At 67.6% G+C, this 14,967-nt stretch carries 13 protein-coding genes; 11 read left to right on the top strand and 2 right to left on the bottom strand.

The window, feature by feature from the left end; all coding sequences use genetic code 11:
- The first annotated feature begins 3 nt into the window (after positions 1-3).
- The 8 genes from nuoL (at position 4) to OXR60_RS01260 (ending at position 8,920) form a co-directional block, all read left to right on the top strand.
- Positions 4-2,133, top strand: coding sequence for an NADH-quinone oxidoreductase subunit L (gene nuoL, locus OXR60_RS01295; protein WP_267393265.1), 2,130 nt, complete (start codon positions 4-6; stop codon positions 2,131-2,133).
- On the top strand, positions 2,130-3,659 hold the full coding sequence (locus OXR60_RS01290; RefSeq protein ID WP_267393263.1) for an NADH-quinone oxidoreductase subunit M: 1,530 nt from the start codon (positions 2,130-2,132) through the stop codon (positions 3,657-3,659). Before nuoL ends, OXR60_RS01290 begins: the two co-directional genes overlap by 4 nt.
- On the top strand, positions 3,659-5,104 hold the full coding sequence (gene nuoN, locus OXR60_RS01285) for an NADH-quinone oxidoreductase subunit NuoN (RefSeq protein WP_267393261.1): 1,446 nt from the start codon (positions 3,659-3,661) through the stop codon (positions 5,102-5,104). Before OXR60_RS01290 ends, nuoN begins: the two co-directional genes overlap by 1 nt.
- A 2-nt stretch (positions 5,105-5,106) precedes the next feature.
- A complete protein-coding gene (locus OXR60_RS01280; protein WP_267393590.1) occupies positions 5,107-5,811 on the top strand; it encodes a biotin--[acetyl-CoA-carboxylase] ligase in 705 nt (234 codons plus the stop codon).
- Between the two features lie 32 nt (positions 5,812-5,843).
- A complete protein-coding gene (locus OXR60_RS01275) occupies positions 5,844-6,653 on the top strand; it encodes a type III pantothenate kinase (protein WP_267393259.1) in 810 nt (269 codons plus the stop codon).
- Positions 6,654-6,759: 106 nt separating this feature from the next.
- Positions 6,760-8,397 (top strand): ribonuclease J, encoded by a 1,638-nt coding sequence (locus tag OXR60_RS01270; protein ID WP_267393258.1) that lies wholly within the window; start codon positions 6,760-6,762, stop codon positions 8,395-8,397.
- A gap of 6 nt (positions 8,398-8,403) precedes the next feature.
- Entirely contained in the window at positions 8,404-8,670 is a 267-nt protein-coding gene (locus OXR60_RS01265) for a DUF1467 family protein (protein ID WP_267393256.1), read from the top strand.
- Positions 8,671-8,764: 94 nt separating this feature from the next.
- Positions 8,765-8,920, top strand: coding sequence for a hypothetical protein (locus tag OXR60_RS01260; RefSeq protein ID WP_267393255.1), 156 nt, complete (start codon positions 8,765-8,767; stop codon positions 8,918-8,920).
- A 146-nt stretch (positions 8,921-9,066) separates the two neighbouring features.
- On the opposite strand, the gene OXR60_RS01255 is transcribed toward OXR60_RS01260, so the two are convergent.
- Complete coding sequence (locus OXR60_RS01255) at positions 9,067-11,355, bottom strand: hypothetical protein (RefSeq protein WP_267393254.1); 2,289 nt, start codon at positions 11,353-11,355, stop codon at positions 9,067-9,069.
- Positions 11,356-11,437: 82 nt separating this feature from the next.
- Here OXR60_RS01255 and OXR60_RS01250 point away from each other — a divergent pair, with 82 nt between their 5' ends.
- Positions 11,438-11,728, top strand: a complete 291-nt coding sequence (locus tag OXR60_RS01250) for an Hpt domain-containing protein (protein ID WP_267393588.1) — start codon at positions 11,438-11,440, stop codon at positions 11,726-11,728.
- A 63-nt stretch (positions 11,729-11,791) separates the two neighbouring features.
- Positions 11,792-12,973, top strand: coding sequence for a hypothetical protein (locus OXR60_RS01245; protein ID WP_267393252.1), 1,182 nt, complete (start codon positions 11,792-11,794; stop codon positions 12,971-12,973).
- 4 nt (positions 12,974-12,977) lie between these two features.
- On the opposite strand, the gene OXR60_RS01240 is transcribed toward OXR60_RS01245, so the two are convergent.
- Positions 12,978-13,529 (bottom strand): hypothetical protein, encoded by a 552-nt coding sequence (locus OXR60_RS01240; protein WP_267393250.1) that lies wholly within the window; start codon positions 13,527-13,529, stop codon positions 12,978-12,980.
- Between the two features lie 337 nt (positions 13,530-13,866).
- Between OXR60_RS01240 and OXR60_RS01235 the strand changes: the two genes are divergently transcribed.
- Positions 13,867-14,967: a DUF2336 domain-containing protein gene (locus OXR60_RS01235; RefSeq protein WP_267393248.1), complete on the top strand. Its 1,101-nt coding sequence runs from the start codon at positions 13,867-13,869 to the stop codon at positions 14,965-14,967.

Here is a 14,967-nt window from a genome sequence, read left to right as displayed (position 1 = left end):
TCGGTGACTTCGATCCTGTTCATTGTATTCCTGCCGCTGCTCGCCGCCGCCATTGCGGGGCTCGGCAACAAGGCGATCGGCTTTGCGCCTGCCAAGCTGATCACCACGGGGGCGCTGTTCATCAGCTGCGCGCTGAGCTGGCCGATCTTCCTCGGCTTCCTCGCCGGCACCAGCACCGCGCATGTCGTGCCGGTGTTCGAGTGGATCGCCAGCGGCGACATGACCGTTGCCTGGTCGCTCCGCGTCGATCAGCTCACCGCGGTGATGCTGGTGGTGATCACCAGCGTCTCGGCGCTCGTCCACCTCTATAGCTGGGGCTATATGAGCGAGGACCCCGATCAGCCGCGCTTCTTCGCCTATCTCTGCCTGTTCACCTTCGCGATGCTGATGCTCGTGACCGCGGACACGCTGGTGCAGATGTTCTTCGGCTGGGAAGGCGTCGGTCTCGCCTCCTACCTGCTGATCGGCTTCTGGTTCCGCAAACCGTCGGCCAACGCCGCCGCGATCAAGGCCTTCGTGGTCAACCGTGTCGGCGATCTCGGCTTCATGCTCGGCATCTTCGGCACCTTCCTAGTGTTCGGCACCGTCTCGATCCCGGCGATCCTCGCCGCCGCGCCGACCATGGCGGGCTCGACCATCGGCTTCCTCGGCATGCGCCTGGATACGATGACCGTGCTCTGCCTGCTGCTGTTCGTCGGCGCGATGGGCAAGTCGGCGCAGCTCGGCCTTCACACCTGGCTGCCGGACGCGATGGAAGGCCCGACCCCAGTGTCGGCGCTGATCCACGCGGCGACGATGGTCACCGCCGGCGTGTTCATGGTCTGCCGCCTGTCGCCGATGTTCGAGATGAGCCCCACGGCGCTCCACGTCGTCACCACCGTCGGCGCCGCGACCTGCCTGTTCGCGGCCACCGTCGGGTTGGTGCAGACCGACATCAAGCGCGTGATCGCCTATTCGACCTGCTCGCAGCTCGGCTACATGTTCTTCGCCGCGGGCGTCGGCGCCTATGGCGCGGCGATGTTCCACCTGTTCACCCACGCCTTCTTCAAGGCGCTGCTGTTCCTCGGCGCCGGCTCGGTGATCCACGCGATGCACCATGAGCAGGACATGCGCTATTACGGCGGCCTGCGCAAAAGCATCCCGCTCACCTTCTGGGCGATGATGATGGGCACGCTCGCCATCACCGGAGTCGGCATTCCCGGCATCCTCGGCCTGCCGCAGATCGGCTTTGCCGGCTTCCATTCCAAGGATGCGATCATCGAGACCGCCTGGGCGGCGGGTCAGCCCGGCGTGTGGTTCGTCGGCGTCGCGGTCGCGGCGATCACCAGCTTCTATTCGTGGCGGCTGATGTTCCTCACCTTCTGGGGCACGCCGCGCTGGGCCGCGTCGGAGCATATCCAGCATGCGGTGCATGATGCGCACGGCCACGGCCATGACGACCATGCCCACGCGCACGGCCACGACGCGCATCATCCGGACGAGGCCCACGGCAACCCTGCCAAGGCTGAGGACTCGGGCGATCATCCGTCGGAACATGGCCCGGCGCAGCAGGACCTGCCTGCAGGCACTGGTGGCTATCATCCGCACGAGAGCCCGCCGCCGATGCTGATCCCGCTGGTGCTGCTGTCGATCGGTGCGATCGCGGCCGGTTTCGTCTTCCACGGCTATTTCATCGAGCCTACTTCGGGCGAGACCTTCTGGAAGGGCGACATCGCATTCCGCGAGCATCTGATGCACGCGATGCATGGCGTACCGGTGATGATCAAGCTGTCGGCGACGATCGCCATGCTGCTCGGCCTGGTGACCGCCTGGTATGCCTATATCGCGAACCCGGGCTTCCCGGTCGCGGTGGCGAGCCAGTTCCGGATCCTCTACCGCTTCCTGCTCAACAAATATTATTTCGACGAGCTGTATCACCTGATCTTCGTTCGTCCCGCCTTCGCGCTCGGCCGCTGGCTGTGGCATCGTGGCGACGAGAAGACGATCAACCGGTTCGGGCCTGACGGCGCCGCCTGGGTGGCGCAGCTCTCCAGCCGGGTCGCCGGCCGGTTCCAGACGGGATATGTCTACACCTATGCCTTCGTCATGCTGATCGGGCTTACCGCGGCCGTTACCTGGGCGATCACGAAGTGAGCGGCTTCCCCATCCTCTCGGTGATGCTGGCGATCCCCGCGATCGCCGCCATCGTCTGCCTGTTCGTGTCGGCCTCGGCGGCGCGGACGCTGGCGCTCGCCGCCACCTTGATCGATTTTGCGCTCGGCATCCTGCTGTGGGCGAATTACGATATCGGCGGCGCGCAGTGGCAGTTCGTCGAGCAGGGCGCCAACCTTGGCGTGTTCCGTTGGGACCTCGGCATCGACGGCTTCGCGCTGCTTCTGATCATGCTCAGCGTGTTCCTGATGCCGATCTGCATCGGCGCCAGCTGGCGCTCGGTGACGACGCGGGTGCCGGAATATATGGCGGCGTTCCTGCTAACCGAGGTGCTGATGATCGGCACCTTCGCGGCGCAGGACCTCTACCTGTTCTACATCTTCTTCGAAGCCGGCCTCATTCCGATGTACCTGATCATCGGCATCTGGGGCGGCGCGAACCGGATCTACGCGTCGTACAAGTTCTTCCTGTACACGCTGCTCGGCTCGCTGCTGATGCTGGTCGCGATGATCTACATGGTCGGCCAGGCCCATACCACCAGCATCCCCGCGCTGATGAACCATGATTTCCCGGCGCATATCCAGACGCTGCTGTGGCTCGGCTTCTTTGCCTCCTTCGCGGTCAAGATGCCGATGTGGCCGGTCCACACCTGGTTGCCCGACGCGCACGTCCAGGCGCCGACCGCCGGGTCGGTGATCCTCGCCGGCGTGCTGCTCAAGCTCGGCGGCTACGGCTTCCTGCGCTTCAGCCTGCCGATGTTCCCCGAGGCGTCGGGCCAGCTCACCTGGCTGATCTTCGCGCTATCCGCGATTGCGGTGATCTACACCTCGCTGGTCGCGCTGGTGCAGAGCGACATGAAGAAGCTGATCGCTTATTCCTCGGTCGCGCACATGGCGATCGTCACCATCGGCCTCTTTGCCTTCAACCGGCAGGGGATCGAGGGCGCGATGATCATGATGCTCAGCCACGGCCTCGTCTCGGGCGCGCTGTTCCTGTGCGTCGGCGTGATCTACGATCGCCTCCATACCCGCGAGATTTCGCGCTACGGCGGCCTCGCGATCAACATGCCGCGCTATGCCTTGTTCTTCCTGTTCTTCACCATGGCCTCGATCGGCCTGCCGGGGACCAGCGGGTTCGTCGCCGAGTTCCTGTCGCTGATGGGGACCTATCAGGTCTCGACCTGGACGGCGCTGCTCTGCACCACCAGCATCATCCTCGGCGCCGCCTACATGCTCTACCTCTACCGCCGCGTGGTGTTCGGGGAGATCAAGGCCGACGACGTTCGCGAGATGAAGGATCTGTCGGGCCGCGAGCTGTGGCTGCTCGCCCCGATCGCCGCGGTGGCACTGTGGATGGGCGTCTATCCCGAGAGCTTCATGGCACCGATGCGCAAGGATGTCGGCGTGCTGCTCGCCCGGATCGACCGCGCGACGCCGCATAGCGATTCCCAACCCACCGCAGGCCGGCCCGCCGCGGTTCATGCCGCCGCCGATGAGAGCGCACACTGATGGATTACGCCGCTAACCTCGCCATGACCCTGCCCGAGGTGATCCTCGGGGTAGGGGCGATCGTGCTGATGCTGGTCGCTGCCTGGGGTGGCCCGGCGTCGACCCGGGCGATCTCCTGGGCTGCAGTCGCCGTTCTCGCCGGCGCCGGCGTCGCGCTGCTCGGCCCCGCCTCCAGCGGTGGCTCGGCCTTCGACGGCCTGTATCGCGCCGATGCGTTCGCCGGCTTCGCTAAGACGCTGATCTTCATCGCCTCCGCCGTCGCGATCCTGCTCGCGCCCAATTTCTTCCAGCGCACCACTGGCGACGATCTGCGGCCGGAATATCCCGTGCTGATCCTGCTGTCGGCTGCGGGCATGGGCATGATGGTGTCGGCGTCCGATCTGCTGACGCTCTATGTGGGCCTCGAGCTGCAGAGCCTCGCCGCTTATGTGCTGGCCAGCTTCATGCGCCGCGACATCCGCTCGGCCGAAGCGGGATTGAAGTATTTCATCCTCGGCGCGCTCGCGAGCGGCATTTTGCTATACGGAATCAGCCTGGTCTACGGGTTCAGCGGCACCACCTTGTTCAGCGGCATCGCCACCGCCTACGCCGGTCCGCGCTCGCTCGGTCTGCTGTTCGGGCTGGTCTTCGTGTTCGCTGGCCTGGCGTTCAAGATCTCCGCGGTGCCGTTCCACATGTGGACGCCCGACGTCTATGAAGGCGCCCCCACCCCGGTGACGGCGTTCTTCGCGTCGGCCCCCAAGGTCGCGGCGATGGGTCTCGCGGTGCGCGTCGCCGTCGAGGCGATGGGCCCGGCGACCGGCGAATGGCGTCAGATCGTGATCTTCGCGGCGCTCGCCTCGATCATCCTCGGTGCGGTGGCGGCGATCGGCCAGACCAACATCAAGCGGCTGTTGGCCTATTCGTCGATCAACAACGTCGGCTTCGCGCTGGTCGGCCTCGCCGCCGGCACGCCCGAGGGCGTCGCGTCGGTGCTGTTCTACCTAACCATCTACATCGCAATGACGCTTGGCGGCTTCCTCGTCGTGCTGCAGATGCGCGATGCCACCGGCCAGCCGGTAGAGACGCTGGCGAGCCTGTCGGGCTTGTCGCGCACGCGCCCGGGTCTCGCTGCGGCCATGGCGATTTTCATGTTCAGCCTCGCCGGTATCCCGCCGCTGCTCGGGTTCAACGCCAAGCTCGCGGTGTTCAACGCCGCCGTGGCGGCCGGGCTGTACCCGCTCGCGGTGATCGGCTTCGTCGCTTCGGTGATCGGCGCCTATTACTACCTTCGCGTCGTCAAGGTGATGTATTTCGACGATCCCGCGCCAGAGTTTCAGCGCGACGGCTCGGTGGTCGAGGGCGGCATGATCGCCATCGCCGCCACCTTCGTGTCGCCGGTTGGCTGGATCGTTCTCGCGCCGCTCGGCGTCTGGACGCTCACCGCCGCGCGGGCGCTGTTCTGACCATCATCCGGACCGTCGCCGAGACGGGATCCACCAATGCCGACATGCTCCTCCTCGCGCGCGCCGGCGCCGAGGAGGGGCTGTGGCTCCGCGCCGAGCGGCAGACCGCCGGTCGCGGCCGTCAGGGCAGGGCGTGGACCTCGCCGCCTGGCAACCTGTCCGCCTCGACGCTGGTCCGCGTTCGTCCGACCGATGCTGCTGCGGCGAGCCTGGCGCTGATGGCAGCGGTCGCGTTGCACGAGACGGTAAGCGTATACCTCGGCAGTGCGGCGAGGGCGGTGCTGAAATGGCCAAACGATCTGCTCGTCGCGGGCGCCAAGCTTTCCGGCATTCTCCTCGAGCGCGTCGACGATGCCGTGGTGATCGGCATCGGTGTCAATCTCGCTCACCATCCCGATCTGCCCGATCGCGCCACGACCAGCCTTGCCGCGCAGGGTGCCACCGTCGCGCCGGCTGATTTGCTCGAGACGCTGGCGGAGGCGGTCGGGCGCTGGCTGTCGCGATGGCGGGGCGAAGGGTTGAGCCCGATCCGCAGCGCCTGGCTCGATGCCGCGCACCCGATCGGCACCGCGCTATCGGCGCGCCTGCCGGATGGCAGCACCGCCGACGGGCTGTTCGACGGGCTGGACGCGCATGGCGCGCTCATCCTGCGCTTGGCGACGGGGGAGCGGCGTGTCATCCACGCCGCGGACGTGTTCCTGCTGTGAGCAGGCGCCGCCCAACGGAGTGGAACTGACCCATGCTGCTCGCGATCGATGCCGGCAACACCAATGTCGTCTTTGCGCTGGTCGACCAGGAAGGCGGCGCGCGTGAGATCAAGGCGCGCTGGCGGATCGCTACCGATCCGCGCCGCACCGCCGACGAATATGCGGTTTGGCTCAGCCAACTGCTCGCGCTTGAGGGTTATGACCGCGACCAGGTCACTGCGGTGATTGTCGCCACGGTGGTGCCGCGCGCGCTGCACAACCTCCAGGTGCTCAGCAGCAAATATTTCCGCACCGAGGCGCTGATCGCCGGGCGTGCGCCGGTGGAATGGGGCATCGTCATCGATGTCGACGAGCCGCAGACCCTCGGCGCGGACCGGGCCGTCAACACGATCGCCGCGCACACATTGCACGCGGGCGATCTTATCGTCATCGATTTCGGCACCGCAACCACGCTCGACGTCAGCGATTACAGCGGCGCCTACAAGGGCGGGATCATCGCACCCGGCATCAACCTCTCGCTCGACGCGCTGGTCAGCGCCGCAGCCAAGCTGCCGCGGATCGCGATCGAGGCGCCGGCGACTGCGGGCGTGATCGGCCGCAACACGGTCGATCAGATGACCATCGGCATCTACTGGGGCTATATCGCGATGATCGAAGGGCTGGTCGCGCGGATGAAGGCGGAGGTCGGCCGGCCGGTCAAGGTGATCGCTACCGGCGGTCTCGCCACGCTGTTCGAGCGCCATACCGACGTCTTCGACGTGATCGAGCCCGATCTCACCATCCAGGGGCTGGCGATCATGCACGAGAAGGCCCATATCCTATCAAAGATCGCCTCAGCCTGAGGCTCAAATCAGGCTCCCATCTGGCCCATCAATCGGCCGCAGGTCTCGTGCCATGCGCGCACGCGTCCTCAAACCCGGCATCGGCCGGGACGTAGTAAGGAACTCAATGACTCCCAAGAATGAACTGTTGTTTTGCGCTCTCGGCGGCTCCGGCGAGATCGGCATGAACGTCAATCTGTACGGTCATGCCGGCAAATGGCTGATGGTCGATTGTGGCATCACCTTTGCCGATGCGGCTTACCCCGGCATCGACGTCGTGCTGCCGGACCTCGCCTTCATCGAGGAACGCCTCGACGATTTGGTCGGCATTGTGCTGACCCACGGTCACGAGGATCATATCGGCGCGCTGCCGTACCTCGCCGAGGATCTCGGCGTGCCGCTCTATGCGACCCCGTTCACCGCCGGCCTGATCCGCGGCAAGCTCGAAGAGGAGGGCATCGCCAACCGCGTCAAGCTGCGCATCGTCCAGCCCGGCAAGAAGATCCAGGTCGGTCCGTTCGGCATCGACTTCGTCGAGCTGTCGCACTCGATCCCCGAGCCGAATGCGCTCATCATCGAGACGCCGGTCGGCCGAGTGTTCCACACCGGTGACTGGAAGCTCGATCCCACGCCCGTGATCGGCAAGCCCTCGAGCCCCGAGCAGTTGAGCGCGATCGGTGACAAGGGCATCGACGTGCTGGTCTGCGATTCGACCAACATTTTCAACGCCGAGGCCTCGGGCTCGGAGGCGAGCGTCCGCATCGGCATCGCCAAGGCGGTGGCGAGCGCCAAGGGCCGCGTCCTCGTCACCACCTTTGCGTCCAACGCCGCGCGCCTCCACACGCTCGGCGAAGTCGCGCGCGAGACCGGTCGCAAGCTCTGCGTCACCGGCCGTTCGCTCGATCGGATCCTCAAGGTGGCGCGCGCCACCGGTTATCTCGGCGACTTCCCCGAGACCGTAGATCCGGAGACTGCGATGCGGCTCCCGCGCAACAAGGTGCTGATCGTCGCCACCGGCGGCCAGGGCGAACCGCGCGCCGCGCTCGCCCGCGTCGCCGACGGCAGCCATACCATCAAGCTCGAGCAGGGCGATGCGGTGATCTTCTCGTCCAAGCAGATCCCCGGCAACGAGGTCGCGATCGGCCGCATCCAGAATATCCTTGCCGCCAAGGGCGTGCAGATGATCACCGAGCGGCAGGCGCATGTCCATGTCTCGGGGCACCCGGGGCGGCCCGAGCTCGCCCAGATGTACAAGTGGATGCGCCCCAAGGTGCTGATCCCCGTTCACGGCGAGATGCGGCACATGATGGAGCATGCCCGCTTCGGCCTGTCCGAAGGTATCCCGCAGGCGATCGTCCAGGGGGACGGCGACATCGTTCGCCTGCTCCCGGGCAAGGCCGAGAAGGTCGGCAAGGCCGGGGTAGGCCGGCTGGTGCTCGACGGCGACGTGATCCTGCCGGCGGACGGCTCGACCATCAACGAGCGCCGCAAGCTCGCGCTCAACGGCCAGATCTCGGTCGCGGTGGCGATCGGTCGTGACGGCCGGATGGTCGGCACCCCGCAGGTGCGTGTCCAGGGCGTGCCGGTCGAGGAAGATCGCGCCGCCTTTGTCGAGGATGCCATCGACGCCGCTGCCGAGGCGCTCAAGGGCGGCAAGCGCGAGCTCGACCGCCGCCGCGAGGACGTGCGCCTCGCGGTGCGTAAGATCGCCACGCGCTGGACCGGCAAGAAGCCGATCGTTGACGTGCTGGTGATCCAGGCCTGACGCCCCGTGCGCTGGACCTCAATGCTCGCGATCTACGTCCTGTTCTGGGCGTTCTCCGTCTTCCTGGTCCTGCCCTGGGGTGTTCGCACCACCCATGAGGCCGGGGGCGTGATCGTCCCCGGCCAGGCTGACAGCGCCCCGCACGATTTCCGCCTCGGCCGCATCGCCGGGCGGGTGACGATCGTTGCGACGCTGCTGTTTGCGCTGTTCCTCGCCAACTACCGCTTCGGCTGGCTCACGCCCGAGATGATCAACGTGCTCGGGCCGCGTTAACCAAACCTTTGGGATCATAGGCTTTCCGGGTAGATCATTGTGGCGAAGGACCGTTCGGCCTACGCGAAGCCTCCCTTATTGATCGACCAACTCCATGCCACAGACCTATCTCTGCACCCTCGACCTGCTCAACCGTGCGCTCAGCTTGATGGATGCCGCCGGCGTACCGCTGGTCGCGGCGCAGATCTCCGCAGCGATCGAGTCGGTGGAGGCGGAGCTCGCAGGTCAGGCATTACCCCGGCTGTTCTAAGCAATAGCTGTTACGCCAGCGAAGGCTGGGGTCATTCTCGGCTCATGGGGGTCTGCTGGTGTGGAGATGCCAGCTTCCGCTGAGATGACGGCCTAATCCTTGCGGCTTCCGGCCACGCTTCACTGCCGCGCGAAAGTCCGCTGTTCTCAGCGCAGCCGCTCGATCGCCTGCGCCAGCGCCACGTACAGCTTTCCCATGTCCGAAGACAGCAACGTCACTCCCAGCGGCGATCCGTCCCGCTCCGCGAGAATGCCGCGCAGCATGCCCTCGAAATCGTGGATGTAGCGGTTGACCGCGTCGCGGAACGCCGCGTCGTCGTCATACAGGTCGGCGATCTCGCGCGCGTCGCCCGGCTCGAGGATGCGCACCGCGCGACGCGTGAAGACGCCACGATCGCCCTTGAGATACGCGGCCCAGGCGCTGTCCGACACGTCGGGCGCCAGCGCCCGGGTGATGTCGATCGCCGCCGAGTTGAGCGCCTCGATCAACAGCGAGGCACGGCGCGCGAAGCTGTCGTTCGCCGCTTCCTCGCGCTCGGCGCGCGCGTCCACCATGCGTGCTTCCACCGTCGCGGTCTGGGCGACGATCGCCTGTACCTGGCGGGCGAGCTGCTCGGTGGCGCGGGTTGCGGCCTCGACCGCATCGCCGGTCGCCTCCTCGATCGCGCGCACCTGTCGCGTCACCGTGTCGGTGGTGGCACGGCGCATCGCCTCGCCGGTCGCGGCTTCCAGCGCCTCGGCCGCTTCGGGGATCACGCTCGCGAGCGTCTCCCGGGCCTGATCCGCGGCGACATTGGCGGATTCGCGGACCCGCAGTAGCGCGTCCACCAGCCGCGGCGCAGCATCATCGGCGAACTGGTGGGTGCGGCCGATCGCCTCCTCCACCATCATGCCGAGCGCATCGGCTTTGGCGCGGCCGTCGCTCAGCGTCTGGATCAGGCCGCCGGACAATTGATCGAGCGTCCGGCGCTGGTCCGCGATCACGCCGGCGATCGCCTCGATCGCATCATGGGTGCTCTCGGCCGCGGTGACCAGCGCGAGCAGCTCGGGCTTGGCCTGAACCACCACCTGCTGGCTGGCGCCGATCTTGGCGTCGAGCCGGGCAAGCGCGTCGGGCAGCGTCTCGTCGATCTCGCGCGCCGCGGCATCAAGCGCGATCAGCAGCGATTCGGTGGTGCTGATGGTGCGGCTGGCGACATCCTGGCCGGTCCGCAGCGCCTCGGTCATCGCATCGGCCGAACCGCCGAGTGCGCTGATCGAGGCGGCGAGCATCTGCGAGCGATCGGTGCCCTCGCTGTGGAGCACGTCGAGCCGGGTCTCGACGCGGCCGATGCCCTCGTCGAGCCCGGTGAGCAGCGCATCGCTGGCATGATATTGCTCGCCAAGCCGCGCGGTGACGCGATCGATGACGTCCTCGATTCCCGCGATCCGTTCCGCCATCGCTTCGGCGCTGTCGCGGGCGGCATGGTCGAGCGCGGCCTGGTTGGCGCGCAGCATCGCCAGCATGGCATCGCCCTGGATGGCGATCGCCTTGCGCGATTCGTCCACCGCCTCGGCAGTGCGGCCGAGCAGCGCATCGACCTCGCCCGACATCGCCGCGGTGACCGCCTCCAGCCGCTCGCCCGCCGTCTCGCTGGTCGCTTCCATCCGCACGATATGTGCGGCAAGCTTCTGCGCCGCACCGCCGGCTACGTAATCTGCCTCGCGCCCGCGATCGGCGAGTGCAAGCAATTGGGCGTCGAGCCCGGCGGCCTGTTCGCTCGCGGCAAGGCCGGTCGCCTCGAGCAAGCGCTGCATCTCGGCGGTTTCGGCGACGGCACGCGGCAGCGAGGCAAGCAGCACGCCGAGGCTCGCCTGGGCGTCGCCTGCGGCTCGCGACAATTCTTGCGCATGCTGATCGGCCTCGCTGATCTCCACGGCCATGCTGCGTCCGATCGCGGCGACCCGCTCGTTCGCGGTGTCGCCCATCGCCATCAGCGCACCGATCTGCTCGGCGACCGCCTGGCGATTGTCGTCGAGCGAGGCCGATATGCCGGCGACGGCGCGTTCCAGATTGGCGGCCTCGGCGCGCATCGCCTGCGCCGTTCGGCCGAAGCGCAGCGCCTCCGCGCGGCTGGTGCGCTGGGTCAGCAGGTAGACGATGCCGACCAGCGCCGGGATCACCGCGAGCGCTGCGATGAACTCGACCAGAGCGACCGGTGATAGGCCGACCAGCGCATCGCGCGCCACCCACAGCATGCCGCCGATCCAGGCCAGGCACACGATCAGCGCCGCGGCCGGTGCCAGCCAGCTCAGGCCCTGGGATTCGGGTTCATCGTCCCACGGCATGCTGTTCTCGCGCGATTCGTTGATGATGTGCCTGAGGCTCGGCTCGTGCGGCCGTTCGCTCTGATGGGCCTCGCCCCGCATGTCGACGATCATGGAACCCCCGTTCATGCCTCGAGCCTACCCGGCTTTGCCGTAACGACAAAGCCCCCACGCAACACTTGCTTAAGCAGACCGCTTTTACATGGGCGGCATGGCCTATGATCCCGGAGCAATAGACGCGAATCTGGCAGCGGCAGTCGGTGACGAGCCCGGGCTGATCGCCGAGCTGCGGCTGGCCTTCGTCGAGAGCACGCAGCGTGCCGTCGACGCGATGGCGCGCGCCGAGAACCGTGATGCCTGGCGCGACGCCGCCTCGCGGCTGCGCGGACTGGCCGCGAGCTTCGGCGCGGTGCGGCTGATGGCGCTGGCGATGCAGGCCGCCGACCTGCCGATGGACCGGGCTATGCTAACCAAGCTGCGCCGGGCGATCGAGCGCCTCTGAACGCCGTCCGTCGGCGGACGGAACGGGTTTGCATCACGGGCGCTACCCCGTAACAGCGGCTGGATGCTTGCCGGCCTCCTCTTTGCCATTCACGACGCGGACGATCGGCCGGCGATGCTCACCGCGACGCTGCCGTTCGGCGGCGTCACGCTGATCGAATATCAGGCGCGGCTGCTGATCGGCGCGGGCGCGTCGCAGCTGGTGATCGTGGTGTCGCGGCTCACCCCCGAATTGCTCGGCGCGATCAACCGCATCGGCCGGCGCGGGGTCGCGGTTGATACGGTGAGATCCGCTGCCGAGGCGCATGAGAAGCTGCATCCGCTCGCCAAGCTGGTGATGCTCGCCGACGGCCTAACCACCTCGCTCAAGGTAGTGGCGGTGATGGCGCGCGAGGGCAATGACGCCTTGCTGGTGTTACCCGAGCAGGAGGCAGGATCGATCTACGAGCGGGTGGGCGGGAACACCAGCTGGGCCGGCGTGGCCCGGCTCGATCCGCGCCGCATCGCCGAGCTGGCCGCGCTGCCGCGCGATTATGACATGCAATCAACCCTGGTCCGGCTCGCCTCGCAGGCACGCGCCGTCCACATCATGCTGCCCGACAGCGCCGTCGCGAGTGGCCATGGCATCGGGCACGGCGCCGCGATGCTGGAGGGGCGCAGCCGATCGGTGATGGCGGCGATGGTGTCCGGTCGCAATGGCTGGTTCGAGCGGTTCGTCACCGCGCCGCTCGCGCGCGCGGTGATCCCGCTGCTGGTGCCGCGCGCGGTGCCGACGCTAGCGATCGGCGCGGCTGCCGGCGGGATCGGGCTGGTTGGTCTGCTCCTCCTCGTTTTCTCCTTTCCGGTCGCGGGGTTGCTGCTCGCGCTGCTGGGGGCGATCGGCTTCACGCTTGGCGCGATGCTGGGCGATCTACGTGACGAGCCTGGGCCGTCCGCCGGATTGCGGGTTGCCGAGGCGGCGCTGCCCGCGCTCGCGGCCTTGCTCTATGCACATGGCGAGGCGCAACGGCTTGGTAATGCGGTGCCGACATTGTTGGCGCTCGTCCTGGTGGCGATCGGCGTGCTCGCCGAGCGCGCGCTCGGCGGGGTGCCGCGGCGGTTGTGGTGGGGCAGCGCGGTCGCCTACCTCCTTTTGCTGTGGCTTGGGGCGCTGCTGTTCGCGCCCTACCTCGGCCTGGGTATGGCCTGCATCTATGCCACCGCCACGCTGTACGCGGCGATCGAGCGCCTCCGCAGCCGCCGCTGACCGGTCATTGCGTGGGTTTGCTCGCGAGGCGGCTCAACTCGGCGTCGTTCAGCTCCATCGTCCGCTTGCGATCCTCGATCAACGCAAGCCTGAGTGCCTCGCCCTGCAGCGGCTCAGCAATTTGCGGCGAACCGGCCAAAACAGAAGAAGCCGTGTCGGCACCTCTATTGGTCGCCACGCGGGCCGGAGTGGCGGTCGCAGGGCGCCGGGTATCGCGAGGCGCGGGTGCACTAACGGCGTTGATCGGGGGCGATGCCTCCGCGAGTTCGCTTAATTTCGGCGCCGACGGGGCAGGGCGGAACGCCGGCACGGCCTGGTCGGTTGCGGCGGGTGACGCCGCTGGCGCCCCCGCGCGATGCCGCAGGCCTGCATCCAGCACCAGCGCACCCGCAACGGCACCGACCAGCGCCGCTGCAATCGTGACCTTGGCTGCGCGATCCCGCAACACCGTGCGCCGGCCCCGGCGAAACTCGGCCTGAACACGCCCGCGCTCGCGTCGTTCAGCCGCCGCGGCATGCGCCGGTGTGGGGTATTTTGCGTCGAATTGGTCGAACATCGCTCCCCCGTCCGGCTGTTGACGCCAATAAGTAACGCGTGACGGAGCAAAAAGATGACAGATGCAGCGCTGCCCGCGGATCACCCTCCCGCCTTGACCCGATTGCGACCGGCGCCGCAAGTGTTCCCGACAGAGACAGTTTTCACGCAAACCGCCGCCGTGAGGCCCAGTTCCCGCTTGTGCCAACCGGCCTGCTTGGCCGATGGTCGCGGCTCTAACATCAGCCGTCGCGGGCGTGCGCAAAGGGGAAGACACGTGGAAGACGGCAGATTTTCGGGCCTGTCGGTACGCCGACGGTTAGTCTCGCCTTAACGACGGCCGGGCTAGGAGCCAGATCATGTCGGCCGGACCACCTCCGCTGGATCGCGCCTCTCTCGATGCGCGGCTTGCCGCCGCGCGTGGCGCGGCCGGTCGGGCGGCGGCGCGGCTGACGGGAACGATCGCCGACTTCTTCCTTGCCGACGATGCCCGGCTCGACGAGCGCACCCGCCACGCGGTCGCGGCGGTGCTCGCCGCGACCGTGGGTGCGGTCGAGACAGACATTCGCCGCCACGCCGCGCGGATCCTCGCCGGTCGCGGTGCCGATGCCCGCGCCGAGGCGCTGCTCCAGAACCATGACGAGGTCGTGCGCCGGCTGGCGCGTGCCGGCCTGCTCCGCGATCGTCGGCTGATGGACGAGCTGCTCGCCAGGGTGCGCGCGGATCTCATCGCCGAGGCGCTGCCGATCCACCATGCTGTCGCCGACCGACCGAGCCTGCTGATCCGCCTCGCCGATGTCGACGACAGCATCGTCGCCGCGGCGGCGCGAGCGCTGCTCGCCGCCGAGGCGCGGCGCCGGTCCGCCAGCGACAATGGCACGCCGGGAGCGGGGGATCTCACCGCGGAGCGCCATCACCAACTGGTCTGGTGGTCGGCCGCCTGCATCCGCGAGGCGTCCGCTGCTGCAATCGGCGAGGACGCGGCGGTGGATCGTGCGATTGTCGAGGCAGCGCATCGCAGCCTCGGCGCGCATGACGAGGGCGGACGGGTCGAAGCGGTGGCGATGCGGCTGGCGGGCGCGATCGACGCCCGTGCCGACGAACTCGGCCCACTGTTGCTCGAGGCGCTCGCCGATCGGCGACTGCTGTTGTTCATCGCCGTGCTCGGCCGTGCCGTCGACCTCGACTTCGACGTTGCACGCGAGATCCTGCTCGAACCCGAGGGCGATCGGCTGTGGCTGGCGCTCCGTGCCGCCGCGCTTGATCGAGCGACCATCGCCCAGATCGCGCTGGCGCTCGCCGACGCCGATCCGCGCCGCAATATCGAGCAATTCGCCGACGAACTCGATGCCATTGCGGCGGTACCGGTCGAGGCCGCCCGCTCGTCACTGGCACCGCTCACGCTCCATCACGATCTTCGCGCGGCGATCGACGCCCTGACCCGGGAAAGCAATTGGTGA

It is taken from the genome of Sphingomonas sp. GC_Shp_5, from assembly GCF_026540855.1.
In the GTDB taxonomy this organism is placed as follows: Bacteria; Pseudomonadota; Alphaproteobacteria; order Sphingomonadales; family Sphingomonadaceae; genus Sphingomonas.
The sequence above is the reverse complement of the archived record's forward strand: the minus strand, read 5'-3'. Positions and strand labels throughout refer to the sequence as shown.

Bases quoted from the DNA above. Each gene is read 5' to 3' on its own strand.
- OXR60_RS01250 (WP_267393588.1), top strand. From the start codon at position 11,438: ATGGCCTATGATCCCGGAGCAATAGACGCGAATCTGGCAGCGGCAGTC.
- OXR60_RS01260 (WP_267393255.1), top strand. From the start codon at position 8,765: ATGCCACAGACCTATCTCTGCACCCTCGACCTGCTCAACCGTGCGCTC.
- OXR60_RS01240 (WP_267393250.1), bottom strand. From the start codon at position 13,529: ATGTTCGACCAATTCGACGCAAAATACCCCACACCGGCGCATGCCGCG.
- OXR60_RS01270 (WP_267393258.1), top strand. From the start codon at position 6,760: ATGACTCCCAAGAATGAACTGTTGTTTTGCGCTCTCGGCGGCTCCGGC.
- OXR60_RS01245 (WP_267393252.1), top strand. From the start codon at position 11,792: ATGCTTGCCGGCCTCCTCTTTGCCATTCACGACGCGGACGATCGGCCG.
- OXR60_RS01255 (WP_267393254.1), bottom strand. From the start codon at position 11,355: ATGAACGGGGGTTCCATGATCGTCGACATGCGGGGCGAGGCCCATCAG.
- OXR60_RS01275 (WP_267393259.1), top strand. From the start codon at position 5,844: ATGCTGCTCGCGATCGATGCCGGCAACACCAATGTCGTCTTTGCGCTG.
- nuoN (WP_267393261.1), top strand. From the start codon at position 3,659: ATGGATTACGCCGCTAACCTCGCCATGACCCTGCCCGAGGTGATCCTC.
- OXR60_RS01235 (WP_267393248.1), top strand. From the start codon at position 13,867: ATGTCGGCCGGACCACCTCCGCTGGATCGCGCCTCTCTCGATGCGCGG.